This is a genomic window from Sphingomonas sp. T1, from assembly GCF_902506585.1.
Lineage (GTDB): Bacteria > Pseudomonadota > Alphaproteobacteria > Sphingomonadales > Sphingomonadaceae > Sphingomonas > Sphingomonas aerolata.
Genome location: NZ_LR733879.1, coordinates 1 through 24,311, shown reverse-complemented (window position 1 = coordinate 24,311; position 24,311 = coordinate 1). Strand labels below are relative to the sequence as shown.

The 24,311-nt window shown below is 59.8% G+C and carries 20 protein-coding genes and 2 pseudogenes; 12 read left to right on the top strand and 10 right to left on the bottom strand.

Annotated features, from left to right (window positions below; translation table 11 throughout):
• Window positions 1-23 precede the first annotated feature (23 nt).
• The 3 genes from GV027_RS18220 to GV027_RS18210 are packed head-to-tail and all read left to right on the top strand — an operon-like array spanning window position 24 to window position 1,628.
• Entirely contained in the window at window positions 24-647 is a 624-nt protein-coding gene (locus tag GV027_RS18220; RefSeq protein ID WP_159513080.1) for a peroxiredoxin, read from the top strand.
• Window positions 644-1,054 carry an ArsR/SmtB family transcription factor gene (locus GV027_RS18215; protein WP_159513079.1) on the top strand — a complete coding sequence of 137 codons (411 nt, stop codon included), beginning with the start codon at window positions 644-646 and terminating at the stop codon, window positions 1,052-1,054. The genes GV027_RS18220 and GV027_RS18215 overlap by 4 nt, the downstream gene beginning before the upstream one ends.
• 28 nt (window positions 1,055-1,082) lie before the next feature.
• Complete coding sequence (locus GV027_RS18210) at window positions 1,083-1,628, top strand: DsrE family protein (RefSeq protein ID WP_443029564.1); 546 nt, start codon at window positions 1,083-1,085, stop codon at window positions 1,626-1,628.
• Between the two features lie 672 nt (window positions 1,629-2,300).
• Here GV027_RS18210 and GV027_RS18205 read toward each other — a convergent pair.
• Genes GV027_RS18205 through gmd form a run of 7 tightly spaced genes read right to left on the bottom strand, consistent with a single transcriptional unit; the run spans window position 2,301 to window position 10,114 of the window.
• Window positions 2,301-3,542, bottom strand: a complete 1,242-nt coding sequence (locus GV027_RS18205; protein ID WP_159513078.1) for a class I SAM-dependent methyltransferase — start codon at window positions 3,540-3,542, stop codon at window positions 2,301-2,303.
• Between the two features lie 6 nt (window positions 3,543-3,548).
• Window positions 3,549-4,517, bottom strand: coding sequence for a GDP-mannose 4,6-dehydratase (locus GV027_RS18200; protein WP_159513077.1), 969 nt, complete (start codon window positions 4,515-4,517; stop codon window positions 3,549-3,551).
• Window positions 4,510-5,562 (bottom strand): glycosyltransferase family 2 protein, encoded by a 1,053-nt coding sequence (locus GV027_RS18195; RefSeq protein WP_159513076.1) that lies wholly within the window; start codon window positions 5,560-5,562, stop codon window positions 4,510-4,512. Before GV027_RS18195 ends, GV027_RS18200 begins: the two co-directional genes overlap by 8 nt.
• Window positions 5,559-6,665: a glycosyltransferase family 4 protein gene (locus GV027_RS18190; protein WP_159513075.1), complete on the bottom strand. Its 1,107-nt coding sequence runs from the start codon at window positions 6,663-6,665 to the stop codon at window positions 5,559-5,561. Before GV027_RS18190 ends, GV027_RS18195 begins: the two co-directional genes overlap by 4 nt.
• Window positions 6,666-6,707: 42 nt before the next feature.
• Entirely contained in the window at window positions 6,708-7,466 is a 759-nt protein-coding gene (locus tag GV027_RS18185) for an FkbM family methyltransferase (protein WP_159513074.1), read from the bottom strand.
• Window positions 7,467-7,515: 49 nt separating this feature from the next.
• Window positions 7,516-9,036, bottom strand: a complete 1,521-nt coding sequence (locus GV027_RS18180) for an oligosaccharide flippase family protein (RefSeq protein WP_159513073.1) — start codon at window positions 9,034-9,036, stop codon at window positions 7,516-7,518.
• Entirely contained in the window at window positions 9,020-10,114 is a 1,095-nt protein-coding gene (gmd, locus tag GV027_RS18175; RefSeq protein ID WP_159513072.1) for a GDP-mannose 4,6-dehydratase, read from the bottom strand. The genes GV027_RS18180 and gmd overlap by 17 nt, the downstream gene beginning before the upstream one ends.
• Window positions 10,115-10,283: 169 nt before the next feature.
• Between gmd and GV027_RS18170 the strand changes: the two genes are divergently transcribed.
• On the top strand, window positions 10,284-11,222 hold the full coding sequence (locus tag GV027_RS18170; protein WP_236559370.1) for a glycosyltransferase family 2 protein: 939 nt from the start codon (window positions 10,284-10,286) through the stop codon (window positions 11,220-11,222).
• 1,022 nt (window positions 11,223-12,244) lie between these two features.
• On the opposite strand, the gene GV027_RS18165 is transcribed toward GV027_RS18170, so the two are convergent.
• Entirely contained in the window at window positions 12,245-13,162 is a 918-nt protein-coding gene (locus tag GV027_RS18165; RefSeq protein WP_236559369.1) for a glycosyltransferase, read from the bottom strand.
• 74 nt (window positions 13,163-13,236) lie between these two features.
• Between GV027_RS18165 and GV027_RS18160 the strand changes: the two genes are divergently transcribed.
• The 3 genes from GV027_RS18160 to GV027_RS18150 all read left to right on the top strand — a co-directional run bounded on the left by GV027_RS18160 (window position 13,237) and on the right by GV027_RS18150 (window position 16,935).
• On the top strand, window positions 13,237-14,739 hold the full coding sequence (locus GV027_RS18160) for a glycosyl hydrolase family 28-related protein (protein ID WP_159513069.1): 1,503 nt from the start codon (window positions 13,237-13,239) through the stop codon (window positions 14,737-14,739).
• A gap of 7 nt (window positions 14,740-14,746) precedes the next feature.
• Window positions 14,747-15,556 (top strand): glycosyltransferase, encoded by an 810-nt coding sequence (locus tag GV027_RS18155; RefSeq protein WP_159513068.1) that lies wholly within the window; start codon window positions 14,747-14,749, stop codon window positions 15,554-15,556.
• 107 nt (window positions 15,557-15,663) lie between these two features.
• Entirely contained in the window at window positions 15,664-16,935 is a 1,272-nt protein-coding gene (locus GV027_RS18150; RefSeq protein WP_159513067.1) for an exopolysaccharide biosynthesis polyprenyl glycosylphosphotransferase, read from the top strand.
• Window positions 16,936-16,961: 26 nt separating this feature from the next.
• Here GV027_RS18150 and GV027_RS18145 read toward each other — a convergent pair.
• Window positions 16,962-17,398, bottom strand: a pseudogene (locus GV027_RS18145) (IS5 family transposase); the annotation flags it as partial.
• Window positions 17,399-17,465: 67 nt separating this feature from the next.
• Here GV027_RS18145 and GV027_RS18140 point away from each other — a divergent pair.
• Complete coding sequence (locus tag GV027_RS18140; protein WP_159513066.1) at window positions 17,466-18,491, top strand: IS110 family transposase; 1,026 nt, start codon at window positions 17,466-17,468, stop codon at window positions 18,489-18,491.
• 235 nt (window positions 18,492-18,726) lie between these two features.
• On the opposite strand, the pseudogene GV027_RS18135 reads toward GV027_RS18140, so the two are convergent.
• Window positions 18,727-19,071, bottom strand: a pseudogene (locus GV027_RS18135) (transposase); the annotation flags it as partial.
• Between the two features lie 609 nt (window positions 19,072-19,680).
• On the opposite strand from GV027_RS18135, the gene GV027_RS18130 reads away from it, so the two are divergent.
• The 4 genes from GV027_RS18130 (at window position 19,681) to GV027_RS18110 (ending at window position 24,178) form a co-directional block, all read left to right on the top strand.
• Window positions 19,681-20,622: a site-specific integrase gene (locus GV027_RS18130; protein ID WP_236559368.1), complete on the top strand. Its 942-nt coding sequence runs from the start codon at window positions 19,681-19,683 to the stop codon at window positions 20,620-20,622.
• A 453-nt stretch (window positions 20,623-21,075) separates the two neighbouring features.
• Window positions 21,076-21,957 carry a replication initiator protein A gene (locus GV027_RS18125; RefSeq protein ID WP_159513064.1) on the top strand — a complete coding sequence of 294 codons (882 nt, stop codon included), beginning with the start codon at window positions 21,076-21,078 and terminating at the stop codon, window positions 21,955-21,957.
• Between the two features lie 712 nt (window positions 21,958-22,669).
• On the top strand, window positions 22,670-23,380 hold the full coding sequence (locus GV027_RS18120; protein WP_236559367.1) for a helix-turn-helix domain-containing protein: 711 nt from the start codon (window positions 22,670-22,672) through the stop codon (window positions 23,378-23,380).
• A 567-nt stretch (window positions 23,381-23,947) separates the two neighbouring features.
• Complete coding sequence (locus GV027_RS18110; protein WP_159513061.1) at window positions 23,948-24,178, top strand: hypothetical protein; 231 nt, start codon at window positions 23,948-23,950, stop codon at window positions 24,176-24,178.
• Window positions 24,179-24,311 lie beyond the last annotated feature (133 nt).

Here is a 24,311-nt window from a genome sequence, read left to right as displayed (position 1 = left end):
GGTGTCTATGCCATTTAAGAGGAATGGAAATGATGGATGCAAACATGCCGCGCTCGCTGCGCATCGGGGATGCAGCCCCGAACTTTACCGCCCGCACCACGCAGGGCGAAATTGTGCTTGATCAGTATCGTGGGCGCTGGGTGGTGTTCTTCTCGCACCCCGCCGACTTCACGCCGGTTTGCACAAGCGAGTTCGTGGCATTGGCCAAAGCGGCACCCCATTTCGAGGAGCTGGATTGCGTGCTGCTCGGGTTGTCGGTCGACAGCCTCTATTCGCACGTCGCGTGGATGCGGGCGATCAAGGATGTCTTCGGTGTAGAGGTGCCATTTCCGGTTATCGAGGATCCCTCGATGGCGGTGGGTTATGCCTACGGGATGCTCGACGAGCAGGCCGGCGATGCCTCAACCGTGCGCGCGACTTACTTCATCGATCCTGAAGGCATCATCCGCGCGCTTAGCTGGTATCCGATGAATGTCGGGCGCTCGGTCGACGAGATGTTGCGCACCGTAAGGGCGTTGCAGCGTTCGGCGGATGGCGAGGCTTACACGCCCGCTGACTGGCAGCCGGGCGACGACGTGCTGCTGCCTCCTGCTTTGCCGGGCAGCGCGGGAGCCGACTGGTTTCACCAAACGAAGGCTGACCGGTGACGGCGATTTACCAGTCCCGCGCGCTCGCCGACGTTGCAGTCGAAAAGCTGCGCGTGTTCGCGCAGCCTCAGCGGCTTATGATTCTGTCCTATCTGTTGGGCGGCGAACGGCAGGTAGCTGACATTGAGGCCGCCACGGGCGTGACTCAACCGACGCTCAGCCAGCAGCTTGCCGAACTGCGGCGCGCCGATCTGGTGAAGACCAGGCGTGAGGCGAAGCAGGTTCACTACCGTCTTGCCGATGATGCAGCCGCACTGTGTGTGCGCACCCTGGAGGCGATGTTCGGAGCCGACAATCTGTCGGCTCCCCAAACGGCCCCGGCTCCCCGCCCAGTGCGACCGCGCGAGACGCCGTCCGTGGTTCGACCGCAAAATATTGGTGCGGCCGTTTTTGCGAGAGTTGGCTGATTATTTCGGCTGAAGAAGGAAAAAGCGGATGCGTATACCAATCATTGCTCTTGCAGGATGCTTGTCATTCATGAGCAGCGCCAGTGCTTCAGCCAGCGTGCCCAGTCAGGCGGTGATACCGGGATATGGCGCGATCACACCCATCGAAGGTGCTGCGGAACGGCCTGATCGCAAGTTGCGCTATCGCGTGCTGTTCAATGTGACCAAGGCTGCGGCAACACCGGATAAAATCAATCCATCGCTAGAGAAAGTCGCCCGTTTTCTCAACCTGCTAGGCAACGATGGCGTTCGTCCAGAACAAGGCGATGTCGTCGTGATTGTCCATGGTCCGGCGGCGCCCATCGTTACTGAAGATCACGCCTATGCGACAAAGACGGGAGTAGCTGCGAACCCCAACCTTGCCTTGATTGAGGCGTTGAAGAAGGCGGGTGTGTCCGTTCGGGTATGCAGCCAGGCCCTTATTGGAAACAAGATCGACCCCGCTACGGTAGGAAAGAGTGTCGAGACCGACGTGTCTGCGCTGACTACTTTGGCGACGTTGCAGCTGCGTGGTTGGGCGCTGATCCCAGACTGATCGCGCCGATACGCTTCCTGCTTTATCGTTCCAGTTGGTAACGCTGCTAGTGTCATAACCGGTCGAGACTGTTGAAAAACTGGGCAAGCAGGCAGTCCGGCCACTTCGTGCGTAATATCATTGCTTGAAGATGGCCGCTTTTGCACAGGGAGTTGCGGCGTCAGGCGGGATACGAGAAGAATATTGCTCGGACCAACGCCCCCTCTAAGCCGGAGCGACTTTTTCAACAGCCTCGGTCGGTTTTGACACCAGTACCCGGCCTTCGCGCGCGTGCGGTTTTGCGAAGGTCAGAACCCCGCTTCATAATATCGGCTGCTAGGATCGACAGCCCAACTCGGTCGTGACCGCCACAAGGCTGCTGTCGAAAAGACCAATTCTGGGCTACCGTGAATCTGTGTCCGAATAATGCACAGGGGCCTAATAACGCGTGTGCTGCATAATGGGAAAGGGCGCCTGACGCGGCCGCGGTAAGCGCCGCGCGTGGCGGCAGGGGGCTGCTGGCCGCCATATGACGGCGTTATCCGTCCCAGATCACCCAGCGGCTGTTTGAATGCCTGGAACGTGGTCGTCGGCAAGCTGAGTGCCGGGGGCCCGACCGGATTTGCGTCCCCGGTCGATCGTAGGAAACTGTGGCGGAGCAGGGCGCGAAACGCCCCGCTCCGCCTGCCGGCGTCAGCCGACGGTCACGGTCTCGAGCTGTGGTAGCGGGAACACCAGAGTCTGTCCCGTGAACGCGGCCGAGCCTTCGAAGAACGCGCGGAAGTGCCAGGGAAGCACGATCAGGTAATCGGGCGACTGATCGAGAAGATCGGTTTCGGCGACGATCGGCAGGAACGTTCCTGGTGTGAACTTGCCGTACTTCTCCGGGTTCACCTCACCGACGGCGACGACGCGGTCGGGGGTCAGATCGCAATATTGCAGCAGCACATTGCCCTTGGTCGACGCGCCGATCGCCGCGACGGTCTTGTTCTCCGACCGCGCGCGATCGAGGAATTCGAGCAGCGCGGTGCGCGATGCCGCAACGCGCTCGGCAAAGGCGTTGAACGGTTCGAGCGTGTCGAGACCCGCTGCGGCCTCGCGGTCGAGGATCGTCTGCACGGCCGGATCGATCGCCTCACCATCCTTGGCGCGACGGACGGTCACCGAGAAGCTGCCGCCGTTGACGTCGTTGAACTCGACATCGGCGATGTGCAGACCGACGCGTTCCGCCATCCACTGGATCTGGCGCAGCGCGTAGAATTCGAGATGCTCGTGGCAGACCGTGTCGTAGGAATTGGTCTCGAGCATCAGCGGCATGTAGCTCTGCTCGAACACCCAGACACCGTCGTCGGCGAGAATCTCGTGGACCTGGCGCATGAACTCCATCGGCGCCTCGAGGTCGTAGAACATCGAGAAGGACGTGACGACCTTCGCCTTGCGACCCGGAAACCGCTCCTTGACGAGCGCCGACGAGAAGAAGTCGGGGATGAGGTCAACATAGTCGGGGTAATATTCGCGGAACTTGGTGCCCGTCGGATCGACGCCAACCAGCGTCAGGCCGACATCGCCATAGGCCTGGAGCGTGGTGCTGTCGTTGCTGCCGATGTCGACGATCAGGTCGCCGGGGGCAAGTTCGACCATCGAGCGGATATGCGCGACCTTGCGCTTGAGATGCGCGACCATGCTGGCGTTCAGACCCGAGCGATAGCCGTAATTGTCGCCGTACATCTCGCCGAGATCATAGCTGTGCGCGAGCTGCAACAGGCCGCAGCAGCCGTCCTTGCCGAAGCACTTGACGAGCTGCAACGGACCGGTGGTGACGTCCTGGTCGGTGCTAGCGGGGAAAACGCCGGTCAGCATCTGCTCGCCGAGGTCGAGCACGAGTTCGAGGTTGGTGTTGCCGCAAATGCGGCATGCGTTGGCCTTATGGTACATCGGCGATCAGTCCTCGCGACTTGTGGTGAGAATATCTAGGTCCATGACGTCGGCTTCAACCATGCGGCGGACCAACTCGTGAAAGCTGACCGATGGCGCCCAGCCGAGCGCCTGCAGCGCGGATGGGTCGCCGACCAGCTCGACGCCGGCTCTAGGCCGACTGAAGCGTGGATCAAGTCGAACATATTGCTGGTAGTCGAGGCCGACAATGTCGAACGCCGTCCTGGCGAAATCCCGGACGCTGTGCGTGTGCCCGGTCGCGACGACATAGTCCGCGGGTCGATCGGCCTGCAGCATCGTCCAGGCCGCGGCGACATAATCGCCGGCATAGCCCCAGTCGCGTCGCGCATCGAGGTCGCCGAGCATGACATGATCGTCGAGCCCGGCCTGGATGCGCGCCGCGGCGCGGGTGATCTTGCGGGTCACGAAGCTGGTCGGCCGCAGTTCGCTCTCGTGATTGAACAGGATCGCCGAGCAGGCGAAGATGCCGTGCCGGTCACGGAAGGCGTCGATCATCGCGTGCGCATATTGCTTGGCGGCGCCGTACGGGCTGCGCGGATCGAGCGGCGTCTCGGCGGACTGCGGGGCAGGGGACCGCGCGCCGAACATCTCGCTGCTCGACGCCTGGCAGAAGCGGGTCGCCGGCGCGATCGTCCGGATCGCCTCGAGGATCCGCACGGGGCCCTGGCCGTTGACGTCGCCCATTGCGACCGGATCGTCGAACATCCCCGAGCCGGTCGAGAATGCGGCGAAGTTGTAGATCTCGTCGGGGCGGATTTCGGCGATGAGGTCGTTCACCTCGTCCTGGCTGGTCAGTGCACAGCGGCGCAGGTCGATGCCCTCGACGCTGCGATCGCCTGGCTTGGCGTGCCGAGATGTGCCCGTCACCCGGTATCCCCGGGCGAGCAGGTGCCGCGTCAGCAGCCGCCCGTCCTGACCGTTCGCACCGGTGATCAATGCGCTGCGCTCACCCATGCGACGCAGGCCGTCCGGTGCCGTAGCCGCCCCGTGCGGCGATCCAGCGGCTGAAGCGATTGGAGAAGCGGCTGCCCTCGACGAGCTGGTAGACGCTCGACGCCTGTGCATGGCCGCGCGCGCTCAGCAACGCGACGACCACCGCATGGGTGGCGGCTCCCGGCAGGATGGCGATGGGGTACATCCAGAGCTTGTCTTTCCACGTGATGTTCGGCCGGAGCCGTTCGTCATACTCCTTCGTGCCGTAGACGCCGTAGGCCCGCCAGACGAGCAGCTTCTGCGGCTGGCGCCACGGGTGGCGGACGACGACGTTGGCCTTTGCCGTGTCGGCGAAGCCTGGAAAGCTCCAGATCAGATCGGGCCAGAGGAACATCCAGATATGGAAGCCGCGCGCGGTCCACATCGCATTGCCGATGCGGATGCGGATCAGCGGCTCGCCCAGCGCGGTGACCCGGTCGAGTCCGTGCTGGAACAGCACGCCGACATGGACGAACAGCGAGCCGTAATAGGGCTGGCGCGCGCGGGACAACCAGGTCGACCGCCGGACTATCGCGCAGCCGATGAACGACAGGGCGTCGCCCAGATCGGTCAGCATGCGATCGGCGTCGGCCGCACCATAGGTCCTGCGCCCGTCGAACTTCAGCCGGCGCCGTTCGAAGACGGTATCGAGGGTACGATCCCGGACCTCGGCATCGACCACGACGAGATCGGGATCACTGGTCGAGAGTTCGGCGAGCACCGCCGCGATCGCGCCGGGGACCAGCGTGTCGTCGTCCGAAAACAGCCAGCAATGCGCGCCGCGGGCACGGCCGACTGCCTTGTCGAAATCGGCGTCGATCCCCGAATTCGTCGGCTCGCGAACATAGCGCACGGCGGGATATCGCGCCGTGTAGGCGGCGACGACGTCCGCGGTGTTATCCGGCGACGCGCCGTCGAGCACGACCACCTCGACGCCGTCCTCGAGCTGCGAGACGATCGAGTCCAGCGTTTCCCCGATCATGTCGGCACGCTTGAACGTGGCGATGCAGATTGAGAGGCGGATCATTTACTCAGCCTTGCTATGGCTTTGTCATAGACTTTGCGATGTTCGATTGCGATCTCGTGCCACTGACGATCATCAACGTTCGTCGACGCCGGCCGACGTTGTCCTACAAGGTTATCGACTGCGTCGCGCATCGAATCGATATTATCGGGTGGCGCGTAGAAGACGTTCTGAATACTATCATAGCCAACCCTTTCACGTGAGGTCGTGACTACTGGTGTACCTTGAAGGACAGCGGCGTGGATGGTTCCGTTACCAATGCCTCCGCCACGCCGAAACGGCAGTACAACTCCGTCCGCGAGCGCAAGATGACGCGCAATATCGTTCTCAGGTAGATAGCCAAGCAAGGTTGCGTGCCCCTGCCATGGCGGGGTCTCGGCACGCTCCGCGATCTCAGCGGTATAGCTGTCATCGACTGTCATATCGCCGATAAAAATCAGATGATCCGTCGCCGGATTGCAAATGTCGAACAGCTGGTCAGCGCCTTTGAAGCGATATAAGAAGCCAAAATAAGCAATAATCCGGCGGCTCTTCGAATCATTATCAAGATAACGATTGCGTAACGACAGCCGTTCATCGTTAGTCAAATCGACTGCGGATATATTTGAACCAATCGGGATGTAGTGACATCGGCTGCGATGTAGCAAGGCCTTTGCGAGGCCGGGCAGGGTATCGCTGAATGACTGGCGAGTTACGATGAATTCACCGCGCGGGGACGCTTGCAGTAAAAAGCTTTTCTCGCGCCCACTTGGAATCTCATGCCAAGTGCGAACAATACCGATTTTATGAAACGAGGCGAGCCACGGGATCAGCGAAGGTAACGCGGCGCCCGGATCGTAGCCTTGAGTCGGATATTGTACATGAACGACATCCGGTTTCCACGTGCGGATTACTTTGTTTGCCTTGCCAATTGATGAAAGGCGCCAATCCGGCATGACGGGAAATACTGTCACATCACCTGGCGCCTCGATTGCTGCGGCATCCTCACCTGTCAGCACACCGACGGTTATCCCGGCTTCGGTCAGCGCGGTTGCCAGCTTCCAAGTATAATCGCCGACCCCGCACCGCATTGGGGGGAATGACCCAGTCACAAGTAGGACTTTCACGTGCTTACCTCGTCTTACAAATGATGGATCGTGATGCCCCGTTCAGGATTGGGCGCAGAGGTCGTTCCGGACGAACAGTCCGTCGATGTCCATCAGCAGTGGGAAGTGGCCCGAATTACTTGGAACAAATGCTGAGGGGCGAAAACCGCGGCTCGTAATTAGCGCCAGCATCTCTGGCATCGTCATTGATCCAGCATAGAGACGATGGACAGGCATCTCGCTTTGAAGGCCAATAAACTGGTCGAGCACTGCCTCCGCGCCAGCGAGAACGACATGATCGTGTCCCTGCGTATCCATCTTCAGGAATGGCCGCTGAAACCCATAGCGCTTTTGAAGCCTAGGAAAGAGCGTATCTAGCCGAACGGCATCCACCTGCACTTGCCGAACAACGTCGTTGTGAGTGTCGAAAAGTTTCGGTTGATCAGGGTCCGGTAACTCGAACGAACTAAACTCCGGATTGGCCATGATGGAGAACGCTTTCGAACTGTCCGCGTCTGAAACGGCCTGATCAAAGACAAACCACTTGTCATCACCCGCCGCAGCAGCCCTTGCCTTGGCTAAGCATTCAGGATTCGGTTCAAAAGACAGTATTAAGCCAGTATAACCTACTTCCTGCCGCAGCATTCTACCATATTGACCAATATTTGCGCCAATATCGATAATGCAGTCTATGTTAAACGTGGCAACAAACTTTCGTAGCGTTGTTACCTCTTGGATCTGATAATCCTTGCCTTGCAGTGCAAGGCGGATAGGCAGCAAGCGGCGTTTCAGCTCAGCTTTTCTACGAGACCATTGCAGCATAGGATATTACTCAGTCGGATAAGGAAAAGGGAATGCGGAGTGGATCGCCCTATCGGCGTTGTAAGATGTTGCGTACGTGAGCCGTTAATCCAGGAGAGGTGGCCACCACAGTCGCAATTGCAAAGGGGATTGAAAGTCCTCCAAGGACAATCTGTGTCAGGGGGGGCAGGTTAGTCCGAGCCAGCAGCCAAGCGGCGGTCACCACGGCCAGTAATGAAATCAGCAAAGGCACTAATACATCGCTGCTAAGCCACGCTAGCCCCTTTCCCTTTAAATAAAACCGGTGTGTAAGTGGAGTGCCGGCGATCAAATAAAGTATGTTAATTAAAGCCCAAGCCGCCGCAGCGCCAATAGCGCCGTAACGTGCCGTGAGCAGGTAAAGCGCTGGCACAAGTATCGCGAGCAGAAACGCTGCCATGATAGCCGTTAGGTGTGACGCGCCCACAGCCATTTGCAGGCTATAAGGGAAATACATGACACCGTTCAGCGCGTTGCCGAGCAACAATAGTTGAAGAATCGGGGCGGCATCACGGGCGATGCCGGCATTTCCCGTCCATAGCATGAGTATCGGCGCTGCAAATGCGGCAAGAAATGTAGCCATAGGAAACAAAACCGCAGCTAACATTTTTGTGCCGTTGCGATAGGCATTTTCTAGGCCTGCCTCATCTTCGGCAAGGAACAGGCGTGTCAAGGCTGGAAATATAACGTTGATCGTGGGCACGACAAAGAGCGCCGTAACGGCGGCCAGTTGGGTGGCAATAGTGTATCTGCCAAGCGCTTCTAGAGGAAGCATCCGACTAACAAAGAGGCGATCACTGTAGGTCAGAACGGCGCCAATCATACCAGTAATTGCCATTCCGAGCGAGAACTTCCAGACACTTCGAAGTGCGGTTAGCGACGGTCGCGCGGGCGTATTAAGACCTCCAAGTGCGCTCCAAGCGGCAAACCGGATCAGAAATATCCAAGTAATGTTAGCTAACAACATCCATCCAAAAAAGGTTTTAATGCTTGGATTGTAAAAATGAAGTGCTAATACCGCACCGCCGTTTGATATAATGGTCATCGCGATATTGATGGAGCTCAGCCAAACTACGCGCTGTGATCCTAGAAGTGCCCCGACATAAACTCCCATTGGCCAGCGAACGGCAATCACAATGCCGAACATGACCACGGCCACACGGATGCTGTCGGTTGAAAGGCCGTTCGATTCGAGCCAGTGTGTCGCCAAATAGTCTGACGAAACTAAGAAGCAGGCGGCGATGACCGCGCTGCTAGACCAAGTGACCGTACACAGACTCCGTAGCAAGTCGCGTGCTTCGTCAACGTGGCCCGTCGTTTGCGCTCTTGCGGCTTCACGGTTCATGGTCGGCGTTAGGCCAACGTCGAGGATTGCTAGGAATCCTTGAGCTGCTGCATAAAAACCAACAAGTCCGTACGCCTCAACGCCCAAATACTTTAGATAGAAAGGAACTGCAAGTAAGCCAACGACAGCGGAGACCGCGGAGCTCGTCAAGCCTGCCAGCAGATTCCAACGTAATATCATACGGCGATTGTCACTCGTGGAAATCATTGGCAGTATATCCGTGCTCACGGACCAAATCGTCACGTTTCGCAACAGTGAGGTCCTGCTCGACCATTTCTGCCACGAGCGTGTCGAAATCGATGCGGGGCTTCCAGCCGAGCTTAGCGTGTGCCTTCGAGGCGTCACCAAGCAGCGTCTCGACTTCGGCGGGGCGATAATAGCGCTCGTCCACGCTGACCAGGCAACGCCCGTCCGCGGCATAGCCCTTTTCGGAGGCGCCGGTCCCCTCCCAGCGGATCGCGATGTCGAGCTTGGCAGCCGCAGTGGTCACGAATTCGCGCACGCTGTACTGAACGCCGGTCGCGATCACGAAATCCTCGGGCACGTCCTGCTGCAGCATCAGCCACTGCATCTCGACATAATCCTTGGCATGGCCCCAGTCGCGCTTGGCGTCGAGATTGCCGAGATACAGGCAGTCCTGCAGCCCGAGCTTGATGCGGGCCAGCGCGCGCGTGATCTTGCGCGTCACGAAGTTCTCGCCGCGCAGCGGGGACTCGTGATTGAACAGGATGCCGTTGCAGGCATACATGCCATAGGCCTCGCGGTAGTTCACCGTGATCCAATAGGCATAGAGCTTGGCGACGGCGTAGGGCGACCGCGGGTAGAAGGGGGTGCGCTCGGTCTGCGGGGTTTCCTGGACGAGCCCGTAGAGTTCCGACGTCGATGCCTGATAGAAGCGCGTCTTCTTCTCGAGGCCGAGGATCCGGACCGCTTCGAGAATGCGCAGCGTGCCCAGCGCGTCCGTATCCGCCGTGTATTCGGGGACTTCGAACGAAACCGCAACATGACTTTGCGCGGCAAGATTGTAGATCTCGTCGGGCTGTACTTGCTGGATGATGCGGATAAGGTTGGTGGAGTCCGTCAGGTCACCATGATGCAGAAAGAACCGGACGCCGTCTTCGTGCGGATCCTGATACAGGTGATCGATACGCGCGGTGTTGAACAGCGAGGCGCGGCGCTTGATGCCATGGACGATATAGCCCTTCTCAAGCAGCAGCTCGGCCAGATATGCGCCGTCCTGCCCAGTAACACCCGTGATCAGGGCGACTTTTCTTTCCGACGACATGGATCGTAGACCTCATTGATTTTCCGGGCGCAAGGCGGACACAGCGCGGAACGCGCGTCCGCTCCTCGGGCGAGGGGGTTCTTAGCCGCTCGACCGCCAAAAGCAACCGCGCTGTGGGTTGCGGCTCCGCCAGTTATATCGCACTGGCGAGCCGTCCTCAGAAACTCGGGTGAACATCTTGCCAGCAGTCGATATCGTCATCGTGAACTGGAATGCTGGGTCTCAGCTGAAAGACTGTATCGAGTCGTTGTTCCTGCATGAGCAGGCTCTGTTAGGATCCGTCACGATCGTCGACAACGCCTCGGTCGACGGCTCTGCGGACTTCTGCCGGACGGATGCACGGGTCCGGTTAATTGAGCCGGGGCGCAACCTGGGCTTCGGTACGGCGTGCAACCTCGGCACGGCGGGGGGGGATTCGGACTATGTTCTGTTCCTGAACCCCGATACGCGCTTTCTCCGGCCGACACTTTCCTCCGTCGTCGCGTTCATGGAGTGGCCGCAGTCTGCGCAGATCGGCGTGTGCGGCATCAGGCTGGTCGGCGAGGACGGCACGACGTCAAAGCACTGTGCGCGACTCCCATCGGCAATGACGTTTCTCAATCTGAGTGCGGGGCTCTCGAAATTCTGGCCCGCGACATTCAAGCCGGTCGAGCTGGTCGAGTTCGATCACGAGCATGACTCGACCGTGCCGCACGTGATGGGTGCGTTCTTCATGATCCGGCGCGCGCTGTTCGATGCGATCGGCGGCTTCGACGAGACGTTCTTCGTCTATTACGAAGACCTCGACCTGTCGCTGCGCGTCCAGCAGCGTGGTTATGCGATTCAGTATCTCGCGTCGGAATCGGTGTTCCACCGGACCGGCGGTACCAGTCGGACGGCGCGCGCCAAGGCGCTGTCCTATCTATTCGAAAGCCGTCTGGTCTATGCGCGCAAGCATTATGGGATGCTGGGGCGCGCGATCGTCGGCGTCGGGATATTCCTGGTCGAGCCGGTCCGTCGCATCGGTCATGGCCTGTTGAGCGGGTCGGGCGAGCAGGTTCGCGAAACGATCAAGGCCATGCGCCGACTGTTCGCCATCCTGTTCGGCGGGCACGCCGATCGGACCTGAGCGGCCAGGCGATCGCGGCGCGCGCCGTCAGATGACCCGGCTGAACTGGAAGGCGAACATTCCGCCCGCAACGGCTAGAAAGACGAAATGGCCGATGCTGCGCCAGCCGACCTTGTGCCAGGGGAAAATGCTGAACGCGGGCAGCACCCAGAACGGCGTCTGGCGAAACGCCGCGATCGGCGAGAATGCGAAGAAGGTGAAAACGTAGAAGGCGTAGGAGACGATCAGGAAGATCGAGACGCTACGCGTTCGCGGGTCGTTGAGCAGCAGGAACGCGACCAGGAAGATGGTGATCGCGACCAGCAGGACGAAGTGGCCGACGGCGAAGCGCGACGTGATGCTGGCGACGCCCCCCGCATCGGACATGCCGACCGCGAAGACGAGATATTTCCCGAGAAACGGGACGCTGTTCAGGATCGAACTCGTCGCCGAGAAGATCGTCGAGCCGGCCGCGACGAAGATCCCGCCGACCAGGATGAACGTGATGATCAGCGCGCGCGGCTTTTGCAGGAAGTTCAGCCAGGTCAGCTTCGACTTGAAGAAGAGCGCCAGGATGGGGATCAGTGCCAGCACCGAGGAAATGTGGAAGAAGATCGCCAGTCCGGTAAACAGGAATGCCCGGTTCTGCCCGCGAATGGCCTGCATGACCGCGACCGATGCGATGATGTAGGCCGGTGTCGCGCGGATCGTCACGAAGGCAAGTTGCGAACCATACAAGGCGAAGGCCATGATCAGCCCGCGCCAGTTCGCTTCGGATGGGCGAAAGATCGCCAGCGTTCCGAACAGATAGACGAAACTGATCACATAATGCGCATAGCCGACCGTCGTCTCGGTGCTGCCGGTCGATGCGCGCAGCAGCAGCAGCATGATCTTCGAGAACGGCTCGAAGATGAACCAGTCACCGGATCTATAGAAGTACAGATTGTCGGTATAGGTGAGGTACTGGACGGCATCTGCAAAGACGATCTCGTCCGAGACGACGATGTGCAGGACGATCGTCAGGAAGGCGATCGCGAACCACGTCAGGAAATAGAGCTGGCGCTCGTCCGCGCTGGCGACGACGACAATGTCCTGCCCGGGGGCGCGGCCATTCCGTCGGAAACCCCGCGCGCTACCGCGCGCAGCGTCTGGCTGCGTGCCGAGCTGAACAGAATGTAGCTGGGGATGCGGGCGGCCAATTTGACCGTTTCTGCTAAACGCCATCGGCGCGGAATGAAGGAACATCGTGCGAGCCACAAGGTGTTTCGTACGATGTGGAAATGGCGGACCGGCGAGCGGTGAACGGGCTTGTACCGGCCGAACAGCTTGATCCCATGGTCGCCCATGTCGTGCGGCATGGGCACCGATGTCGCGGCGATGACGGCAAATCCGGCGGCGCTGGCGCGGAAGCACCATTCATGGTCGATCTGGTCGATGAACAGCTCGTCCCACATCCCGCCGACCGCTTCGATCGCGGCGCGCGGGATCACCATCCCCGACGAGATGATCGTCGCGACCTCGGCCAGGTCGGCGTCGCGGACACCGCCCGTGATCGTCGCGGCCAGCGTGCGGGCATCGGGCATCTTGCGGTCGACCGGCACGGGGCCGATGCACCCGAGCCGCCGGCCCGACGCCTCGACCCGCGATGCCAGCGCGAGCAGCCGTGTTGCCATGTCCGGCGCGGGCCGCGTGTCCTGGTCAAGCAGCATGACATGCGCGGCACCCGAGGCGAGCGCGCGGTCGATGCCCTGGTTGAACGCCGCGGCCAGCCCGATGTTCGTCGCATTGACGATCAGGTCGATCCCCGCGCCGCGCAGCCGCGCCAACTTTGCAGAATCGATCGCGTTCGCTACTACGACCGGCGCATAATCATGGCTTGCGATCGCAAGGACCATATCGATCGCGCCGTCATCGGGATGGTAAAGGACGACGACAGCCCGTAGCGGAAAGACAGGTATCACGAGCGGCTCTCGACTTGAGGAGCCTTGTCGTTAGGGCAAGCGCGCTGCGCGATACAAGAGTAAGGAACATCCCAGTGACTCCCCCTCGCTATCAAAACCACCCGGCGCTGGCCCGGCGTGATCTTCTGCGTGCTTCGGGTGTCGGGGTTGCAGCGATCGTCGCAGCCCCCTCGTGCGCGCAGGCGCCGCCGGCCAAGCCGGCGACCCAGACCTCGCTCATCGAGGGCGCATCCGCCCGCGCTTTCGGGGCGATCGGTGACGGGCAATTCCATCCCTTGTCGAACCGGTTCCCGACACTGGCCGCAGCGCAGGCGGTGTACCCCTTCGTCGAGCGGCTGGACCAGTCGATCGACTGGGCCGGGATCCAGGCGGCGATCAATTCGATCGAGGCGTCGGGTGGCACCGCGACCATTCCGGTCGGGCGATTCACCATTTCCGACTCCATTCAGTTGCCAAGCCACGTCACGTTGCGGGGTGAATCGCGCAACGGCACGATCATCGACAACCAGTATCATCCGCTCGCCGCACCGCAGCTCGTCAACAAGGATCCGATCGCGTTCCTTTACGCGACGATCCGCGACCTGACCTTTCATGGCGGTACGCACGCGATCAAGATCCGCGCGACGCGCGAGGTTGCGGGGATCGTCATCCAGGGGGTGACCACCAACCTCCAGTCCCAGAGCAACATCACGTTCAGCAGCATGCAGACAACGGTGATCCGCGACTGCCATCTCATGAACGGCAAATACGGCGTGTCGGTCGAAGGTTTCCCCTGCAATTCCATCCACCTCGACAATACGCGTCTGGGCGATCATTCGGATGCCTCGATCCGATTGCGCGGCGTCGACGGCTTCGTGATGTTCGGCGGAAGCATCGAGGGCAGCGGCGCCCCCGGGCGCGGGACGATCGATATCGAGACCGGTGGCGCCTATGCCAATGCGATCCATTTCCAGAACGTGTATTTCGAGAATACCCATGAATTCCTGCTGCGCAGCCGTGGTGCCAAGACGGTCGTCTTCAGGGGCTGCAAGATCACGGGGACCGGCGCCGCAGGGAAGGGCATGGGCCCTTATCATTTCGACTGTGCCGACGATCTGATCGTGTTCGACGACAATCACTGGGACGTGCCGACACCCGGTCCGCGCAACATGCTCATGAAGGGGCGCAACGACGGGCTGGGTGGCGCGGGCACGCTGTGGAGCGAGCGCAGCGGGCGCAGCGTCAGGCTGGAGTCACGCCGGTTCGCGGCAGGCGAGGTTGGCCGCGGCCTGTTCACGGTCGACTTTGGCGGGCAGGGCGGGCGCGTCTATGGCACGCTCGAGCTGTTCTTCGACACCGGCGACACGCAGCCGATCAAGCGGGTCGCGGTGCCGATCGATATCGCGGTCTCGACGCAAGGCGCTGCGGCACTTTCGCGGTCGCCTGCGGGGGAGGTGCAGCTGGTTGCCAGCGTGGCCAACAAGCTGCTGACCATAGGCATGAAGGCGGGCGCCGGCATCGGCAGCTACCGCCGCCTCTGGTACACGCTCGACGTCGCGGCCGATACGCCCGGCGCGATGAGCGTGGGCGTATTGTAGGATGGCCGTGCTGACCGTCTCCTTCGTCCTGTACAAGACCGAGATCGCCGAAGTCGAACGCGCGATCGACCAGGTCCACGCCTCCAATCCCGATGCGAGGGTCATCCTCGTCGACAACAGTCCCGAGCCGCTCGCGCTGGCGTTCGACGATCGGGCGAACGTCGCGGTGATCCGGCCGGACAGCAACCTGGGCTATGGCTCCGGCCACAATCTGGCGTTCGCGCTGAGCAAGGACGATCGCTATCACGCGGTGCTCAACACCGACCTTGCCTATGGCCCCACGGTCTTTCCCGAGCTGATCGCGTTCATGGATGCGCATTCCGATGTCGGTCTCGCCATGCCGCGGATCTGCTATCCCGACGGATCGATCCAGCATTTGTGCCGCCTGCTGCCGCATCCGCTCGATGTGTTCGGGCGCGGCTTCTTTGCAAACGCCGGTTGGACCAGGGCGCGCAACGACCGTTACGAATTCCGGAAGTGGACCTATGATTCGGTCGCGCAGTTTCCGTTCCTGTCGGGGTGCTTCATGATGCTGCGCCGGTCGGTGGTCGACGAGGTCGAAGGTTTCGACGAACGCTTCTTCATGTACGGCGAGGATGCCGACCTGTCGCGCCGCATCGCCCAGCGGCACCGGACGATGTTCGTTCCGACCGCGATGGTCGAACATGAATATCGCAGCCAGGGCGGCGGGTATCGGCGCCTCATCAGCAAGGTCGTCAACCTGTCGCGGTATTTTTCGAAATGGGGCTGGTGGGTCGACCGCGAGCGCGACGAAATGAACCGCAAAGCGATTGCATCACTAGATGCTGGCGTGTGACAGGGCCTTCTGGCGAATGTCGCGCCGAAACAAGATCCCCTGTCCTGGAAGCCAGCCGCTTTTCCTGCCCCGGATGCGGCCTTACAGCCTAAATAGCGATCGGTAATATGGACTTTTTTCGCATTCAGCGTCCCTATGCATTGCGACTGCCGCGGTATCAGCTGTCGGGCGGTCTCATCGTCGCTGGGGTGATTCCATATCTCTTGCGCTTGCTGTCTTTTGACGACAGCGCATCGGTGGCGCTGCATACGCAGACTCTGTTCGTCGTCCTTGCGTCGACAACGCTCGGCTATTGGTTCGTGCGCAACTTCGTCGCATATCCGGGGGTCGAAAAGTCTAGCAATATCTTCACTTCGCTATCGATAGCGTATGGCATCGTCGTGTCGGTACTGGTGGTGTCTAGGATCGAATATAGCCGTTTCATGCTGATCTGCGGATATAGTATCAGCATCGCGTGGTTTTACTGGGCGACGATTACCTATGCGCGGAAAACGCGGTTCCGGGTCGGGCTTGCGCCGTTCGGCGACTGGTGCGGGATCGACGAAAGCAATCTGGTAGCCTGGGTCAAACTCTCCGATCCCCAGAACGAAAAATCGTTGATCGATGCTGTCGCAATCGATCTCCGCACGGATATGCCCGACGATTGGGAGCGAGCGCTCGCTGACTTCGCACTATCCGGCATTCCCGTCTATCATATCAAGCATCTGAAGGAATCTCTTACCGGTCAGGTTGATCTGGAACATATCTCAGAAAACAATTTCGGGTCTTTGTCGCCGGTGTCTGCATATATGACGCTGAAGCACATATTCGACGGCGTCGCCGCTGCGGTCGCGCTCGTCACTTTGCTGCCGATTCTGCTGATTTGCGGCTTGATGATAAAGCTGGATTCGAAGGGGCCTGCATTGTTTAGGCAGACCCGGATCGGATATCAGGGCAAGCCATTCGTGGTTTATAAACTGCGAACGATGACGACCGGTGAGGTGCATTCGAAGGACGCCTTGCGAGCCGCCATGACCCAGAGCAACGACGTTCGTGTGACGAAGGTCGGACGGTTCTTGCGTCAGACAAGGCTGGATGAGTTGCCCCAATTCATCAACGTCTTAAAGGGTGAGATGAGTTGGATTGGCCCTCGTCCTGAAGCGCAAATTCTTGGCAATTGGTACGAGGCAGACATCCCGTTTTACCGATACCGGCATATCGTTCGTCCCGGAATCACGGGTTGGGCGCAGGTTAATCAGGGGCATGTCGCCGAGATTGAAGACGTGAAGCAGAAATTAAACTACGACTTTTACTACATTAAAAACTTCTCTCCGTGGCTCGACATGCTTATCATCGCGCGAACCGTGCGTACTATGATTTCAGGTCATGGCGCACGATAATCATTCCTAGGGTCAGGACTCGTTGATCATAGCCAGAAGATGACGGTGGCGGCGAGGGCCACAGCGGAGAAGAAGACGTCAGGCATCGATCGTAGCGGGTAGCGACGCGGCGCCAGTCCTTCAGGCGACCGAACATAATCTCGATACGGCTCCGGCTTCGGTAGCGGCGCTTGTCGTATTTGACGGGCATGATCCGGGATTTTCGGCCGGGAATGCAGGGCGTTATGCCCTTTGCCTGAAGGGCGTCCCTGTACCAGTCTGCGTCGTAGCCGCGGTCGCCCAGCATCCACTGCGCCGGGGGTAGATCGTCGAGTAGCGCGGCAGCGCCGGTGTAGTCGCTGACCTGACCAGCCGTCATGAAGAAGCTGAGCGGTCTACCTTCTGCATCGGCGACGGCGTGCAGCTTGGTGTTCATGCCCCCTTTGGTGCGTCCGATCAGGCGCCCAAGGCCCCCTTTATGGATGGCTCGCCCCTTATCCGAATCGTTGTCATCCTACGACAGCAGGTCGTTTGAGGAAGGAGCGAAGGTCATGGACGTATCGGTTCTGGGAATTGATCTAGGCAAGAACAGCTGCAGCGTGGTTGGGCTGGATGCGACCGGCAAGGTCGTCGTCCGCCGACGGATGCGCCGCGACACGGTCATCACATACGCCGCAGGTCTGCCGGCTTGCGTCGTGGCGATGGAGGCCTGCTGCGGAGCTCATCACATGGGACGGGCGCTGGCACGACAAGGCCATGCCGTTCGGCTGATGTCGCCGGAATATGTCCGTCCATACGTTAAGGCGCAGAAGAACGACGACCGCGACGCTGAGGCGATCGCGGAAGCGGCAACACGGCCGACCATGCGGTTCGTCGAGTTGAAAACCGAGGAACAACTCGACATGCAAACGCTGCATCGCATCCGTGACCAGCTTGTCGGTGATCGCACCTCGTTGATGAACCAGATCAGAAGTCTTCTTCTGGAGCGCGGCTACATAGTCCCGCAAGGACGCGCAAAGCTTGCCGTCCGGCTGGGTGAGATGCTCGATGGTGACGAGCCAGTGCTGGGCTCTCGTATCCACCGGCTCGTCAGTGATATGCGTCTGCGCTGGATTGCCCTTGATGACCGGATCGCAGATCTCAATGCCGAGTTTACCGAGGCTGCCCGCTCGGATGAGCGAACGCGGCGCCTCCTGACTATTCCTGGTATCGGCGCGCTGAACGCGACGGCGCTGGTAGCTGCAGTTGGCGACGCTCGAACATTCGGACGGGGCAGGGATCTTGCCGCGTGGCTTGGGCTCGTGCCGCGTCAAGCAACGACCGGGGGTAAACCGCGATTGCTCGGCATTACCAAGCGCGGAAGCCGCTATCTGCGGAAAAACCTGATCCAGGGTGCCCGGGCATCACTACCGACGATGAGCAAGAGCGACACACGACTTGGCGCCTGGCTACGCGGCCTTTTGTCGCGTTCCCATCACAACACCGTCGTGGTGGCGCTAGCGGCCAAGATGGCGCGCATCGTCTGGGCGCTGCTGCGTCATGAGCGTACTTACGATCCAGCCGCACAAGCGGCGTGAACGAGATCAGCCGATGCACCTTGCACCGGCTGGATGATGTCTGCGGGAGGTAAGTGAAAGATGGCCTGACAGTCGACCGGTGACCTGGAACCCTATGGCTTAAAATGGCACTCGATGCCGGCCCCTTTATGAGGACCAGGACGCGCGGATCTCCATCTTGGCCAACGACCTCGCGTCGAAAGGCCGGATACGTTTTCGCAGACTGCTCAGAACATCAGACACAAACCGCTTGCCGACGGGGCGAGCCATACGTTTTAACCCGCAGGCTCGATGCCGTGTGGTGTGCTTTTAGGTAAGTCGCGTCGATCATGATCGTCTTAGGCGTGGCGCTCGCGGCAGCCAGCCCCTCCATTATGCGGACGAAGACACCTCTTTCGCCCCACCGCTTCCACCGGTTGTAGAGCGTCTTGTGGGGGCCATACTCCTTGGGTGCATCGCACCAGCGCAGTCCGTTGCGGTTGACGAAAACGATGCCGCTCAACACCCGCCGATCATCAACTCGGGGCTTGCCGTGGCTCTTTGGGAAATATGGCTCGAGCCGCGCCATCTGCTCGTTGGTCAGCCAGTACAGGTCGCTCATGCGCGGTCTCCTCACGGAGCCTGAATCAGATCGTGCCTCTCAGATCAATGGGTCCTGACCCTAAGACATCTAAGAGCCCTGACCTGCTCTCTTCTTTCAAGCCACTGATAATTTAGCTTCGGTGTACAATATGGCCTTGGCGGAGGCGGTTCTAGAAGCGGCAGTTGCGAACCTGCTAAGGCTCCTGTGCTGACGCACGGAGTGTAGTCCGTCCGCTATGCCTCGACGATCCGTCCGGCCGCAGCCGGCGTAGGGAACAGTGCGGTCAGACACTCGTCGCGCTTTGAAGGCCGGACTATAGTTCCGGCATGTTCGCTTTGTTATCTCATTCTATGTTCGGCAGCCATGCTGACCACCTTCAGGCAGAAACCCCTTAGCAGCCTGTTCAGATTTGCCGAACTATCTCTGCACAATGAGTCTGCTTGCCCATAAAGAGATAGACACTCTATGTCCGATAAGTGTCATTCTCGGACATAAGGGTAGCGTGGCGAAATCGAGCGTGGCACACGCTCTTGTATGGTCGCTTCCCGCACTCTTGGACCGATGCCGTCCGATCTAGACCTTACATCGTCGCAAACACCGTTCGTTACCGTGGACTCGGATGAACCGATGTTGCCCGCGATCCTGCATGAAAAGATCGAGCGCGCGGCCGCGTATGCAAAAGCGGCCCGCGCCGGTGCGACGCGACGCGCTTATGATTCCGATTGGACGATCTTCACCGCCTGGTGCACGCAGCATGGTCTGCCATCGCTGCCGGCCACACCGGACATCGTCGCGGTCTTTGCCAGCGACCAGGCGACGGCCGGGCTCAACCCGTCGACGATCAACCGGCGGGTGGCGGCGATCGGGCATCATCATCGCGCTGGCGGGTATCCGGCACCGACTGCGATGCCGACTGCGGGTCGTCTGGCTGAAGTACTGGCCGGCATTCGCGCGGAACACGGCGGTGCCAAACGACAGAAGCGTCCCGCAGACGCGGCTGCGCTGCGCAACATGCTGGCCGCGATCGACGGTGAAGGTCTGCGGGCTTTGCGCGATCGCGCGATCCTGGCGATCGGGATGGCCGCAGCGTTGCGGCGGTCCGAAATCGTCGCGCTTCAGGTCGAAAATGTCGGGGTCGTACCCGAGGGGCTTAGACTGACTATCGCCCATTCGAAGACCGATCAGACCCGGCAAGGCATCGTTATCGCCATTCCTGAAGGCTCGCGTATTCGACCGAAGGCGCTCCTTCTCGCCTGGATGGCTGCGGCCGGCCATATTGAAGGACCGCTTTTTCGACGCCTGTCGCGGCTCGATGCGCTTACCCCTGCCGCCATGTCGGATCGTGCGATTGCCCGCCTGGTCCAGCACCATGCTGCCGCTGCGGGCTATGATCCGAAACAATTTGCGGGGCATTCCCTACGCGCGGGATTTCTTACCGAGGGTGCATCGCAAGGCGCGACGATCTTCAAACTTCAGGAAGTTAGCCGACATAAATCGGTGCAGGTTCTTGCTGACTATGTACGGAATGCGGATCTCTTCAAGGATCATGCAGGTCAGCGGTTCCTCTAAGGATCCGATAACCATAGATATCGAAGCTCCGCGGGTCGATGTGTCTACATGTGGACTTCTAGGGCCCGATATGCCGGTACATTGGCCGAGGGATCAATTATCGCGAATTGAACCGTGGCAGACATTTTAAACACGCTTGTCGCCTGCTCGCAAAACGGTCGCGTGATAGGGCGGGTTTCGGGTTTTCCGTGTGATAGCACGAAGCCGTATCTTCACACCGTATGGTCCTTGCCATTGCTCGGCGTTTTCCTCGTAAAATCACGAACGGCGAAACCAATCGCGGTACCATATTCCTGAAATCGGAGCGTTTTCCCGGAGGCGGGCTGTCCATATGTCTAGTGCCACGATCCAACCCAGCCAATGTTCGTGCTATCACACGGAAAACCCCCTTTCCGTTGGACAAGCGTGAGGCACCGACACAGGTTGATCGCTGATAAAGGCGAGTTTGGGATCATGAGCGACGTTGCGGTTTTTCAGGGCGATCTGTTTTCGGTGCATAGCCCGCTGTACGGCGATGCGCAGGGCGAGCGGACCGTGGCTGAATTTCCGTTCTTCGCCCTGTCGAAAAAGGCCCATATGACGCCGATGGTCTTTGAATCGGGCGAAGCCCGGATCGAGATCAATCCGAGCAAGACCGGCGTCGCAACGATCTATGACAAGGAGATCCTGCTCTATATCGCCAGTCTGATGGCGGAGCGGGCCGAAAAAGGCGAAAAAGCCGACCGGATCATGACGTTTACCGCCAATGATCTCTTCCGCGTCACCGGTACGAACGCGTCGGCACGGTCCTATACGTCGCTCAAGGCCTCACTGAATAGGCTGCAAGGCACGCAGATTATCACCAATATCGAAACCGGCGGCGAAGGATCGGACAGCTCCTTTTCCTGGCTGCTCAAGGCTGACATCAAGTACATCAAGACATCGACGGGCGAGCGCCGGGTAAAATGGGTCGAAGTCATGGTGTGCGATTGGCTGTATCGTGCGATCCTGACCGATCAGCGGATCGCTGCATACCATCATGACTTCTTCAAGCTTGGTCCCATCGAGCGGCGTCTATACGAACTCGCCAAGTTCAACTGCAAGGACGACGGATTCACACTTGATATTGGCGAGCTCGCGGCGCGCGTAGGCTGCGCTTCGGACCGACGTGGCCTCGAATATTTCAAGAAGCAGCTTCGCGACGTGTCCGAACGGGATAGTCTACCCGAATATACTCTCGATGTGGCCGAAACGAAAATTCCCTCGGGACGTGGTGGTCGGCCACGGTTGCACACGACCATCGGCTTTCGACCCAAAAGAGAGCTCGAAATCCTAGACGACGGCACGGACGCGTAATTCGTTTGCATGCTAGCACGAGGTTTTCCGTGTAATAGCACGAACGCAAACGCGATACCCTTTGGCCTGCCCGGCTAAGCTACCGGACCCGGCAAGAGTTTTCCGTGTAATAGCACGAACATTTCCCGAGTTTTCCGTGTGAAAGCACGAACCTTGGCGCTTTGCCCCGCCCCCATAAACCGCAAGGATGGCCTAACGGCGGTCATCGTTCGTCGAATCCGGTTTCTTGCGGATCCGATGAGCAAGGACGTGGTCGTAAAGATCATTGGCAAGGGAGGACAAGTGCCGACGTTTCTGAGACGCATCGCGCGCAGCGCCTACGCTGGTGCAGGATGCACACGTCGCTCAGATCGGCACCCTGCCCTATCTTGCCCTTGGCATCGATGACGAAGGAATGGCTGTGAGCGGATAAAAGGAAACCCGGCACAAAGGCCGGGCATCCCGAAAGCACATACTAGGTTCGTGCCGGCAAGCACAAACGATCGCCTCAACAACGATCCCTAAATACGCGCTTTTCAGATTGAATTCAAGGATGCGCGTTTCGTGCCACGGCTGACTTTTGCCTGTTTCCGCCACCCTAAAAAGGGAACGGACGATGGGGACTATAACGATAGGCGACGCCGCGCTTAAGGCGTTTGGCCGGCTGACGCATGAGCGTTTGGCAGGGCGATCCGGGGGGCGATCGGGTGCGCCGCACCGGACGGGCGCACCTGTGTTACGCGACAGCTTGGAGGCGGGCAGCTTCGAGGAGGCTTTCTGGACGGTGCCGGCCAAGGGGGAAACCGACCGTTTGCTGCATATCGCACGTAAGACCCTCGATGCTGCGCGACGTTTGCGCCGTGATGCGCGATCGGGGGAGCGAACGCTCACGGCCGTTGAGCGAGGTATCGCAAAGCTGACCGGCAGCGCCGTCCGGGTCTTTGAGGAAATTCTCACGCTCGCGCGGTTGAACCGCGGCCGCGTCTATCCTTCCTACGATTATCTTGCCGAGGCGACGGGGCTTGGTCGTGCAACCGTTGGCCGCGCGCTCGTAATCCTCGAAGCGATCGGCTTTCTGGTGCGTCAGCGGCGTTTCAATCGCGTGAAGACCGAGGGACCGGGGCCGCGATACGTTCAGACATCCAATGCCTATCGGCCTCTGCTGCCTGGCAGCGTCCGATCCTATCTCCCCCGCTGGATGCGTCCTGCGCCGTTGCCGGATGACGTTGTCCAGCATCACGCCGATCATGCGGTGCAAACCGCTGCAATGCTGGACACGCTGTCCTGTCGGGAGCTTGCGCAGATTACCGTCGATGGCCAGCTGGGCAAAATTCTTGCTAAGCTGGGTGAAGCGATCGATCGTACGGAGCGTGAAGCTCAAAATGGTTCAGGACCGCTAACAAATTCTATTAATATGGATAACTATAAGACGCGCTTTGCCTAAGGAGCGCGTCAAGCTAACATGAGCAACCAGCTGGTACTTACAAACGAATAACACGCGGAAAACCCTGGACGCGCCGACGTTGTCGGCGCGAATGCTCCCTACAGGATCATGCGGCTTCTGGAGCTCGATTATCGGGGCTGTCCCGCACGCGTAAGCTGACTGCGCTTGCAAGGAGCAGCAACGTGACTGCGCGGCCCATCCGTGTAGACCAAGTGACAAACGTCACGACGCCGGACAGGATATAGCGGCGCCTCATGATTGCCGCATCTGCATCAGGGACGTAGAGAGACATGATATCCCCGAGGCCCGCGCCGACATCTTCACCGGAGCGCCCTGGACGGCTGACCGTTTCCAGCATTCTGCCGATGCTATAATGCGCGCAGCGTCAGCGACGCACCGTACGCCCGGCTGCTCCCTGCTACCGATCTCTTCTACGCTCCCCCTCCGATTACCCGCGCAATCGCATTCGATGCGTTCGGGACGCTGGTGCATACCGGCTGCAAGCAGCATCCGTTCGAGCGGCTGACCCGACAAGCACGGAACTAGGCATGGCCCCTGCCCTCACCGATGATCCAGCCGATCGACTTCGCAGACTATGACGCCGGTTGGGTTGCCGTACCTAAACGCCGAGCCGACGATGCTCAACGAGAATTAGAGACGATCGCGCCCTATTCTGACACCCTAGGTACGCTGCGCCGGTTCGGCGAGGAAAGTGTGATGATCGCTGTCGCATCCAACCTTGCCCTGCCCTATACAACCCCGCTGAGGGCTTTGTTGGGCATTCTAATGGCCGTCTGATATTCTTGCTGCGCGGCGATGAAGGTGAGACAGCAGCGTCAATCAAGATGAGACTCCGTTTGGGGCTGTCGGCGTAGGGCGTAGCCCGGAGCCGACAGCCCCAAACGGAAGCCCTTTCGAAGGGCTTTGGTGG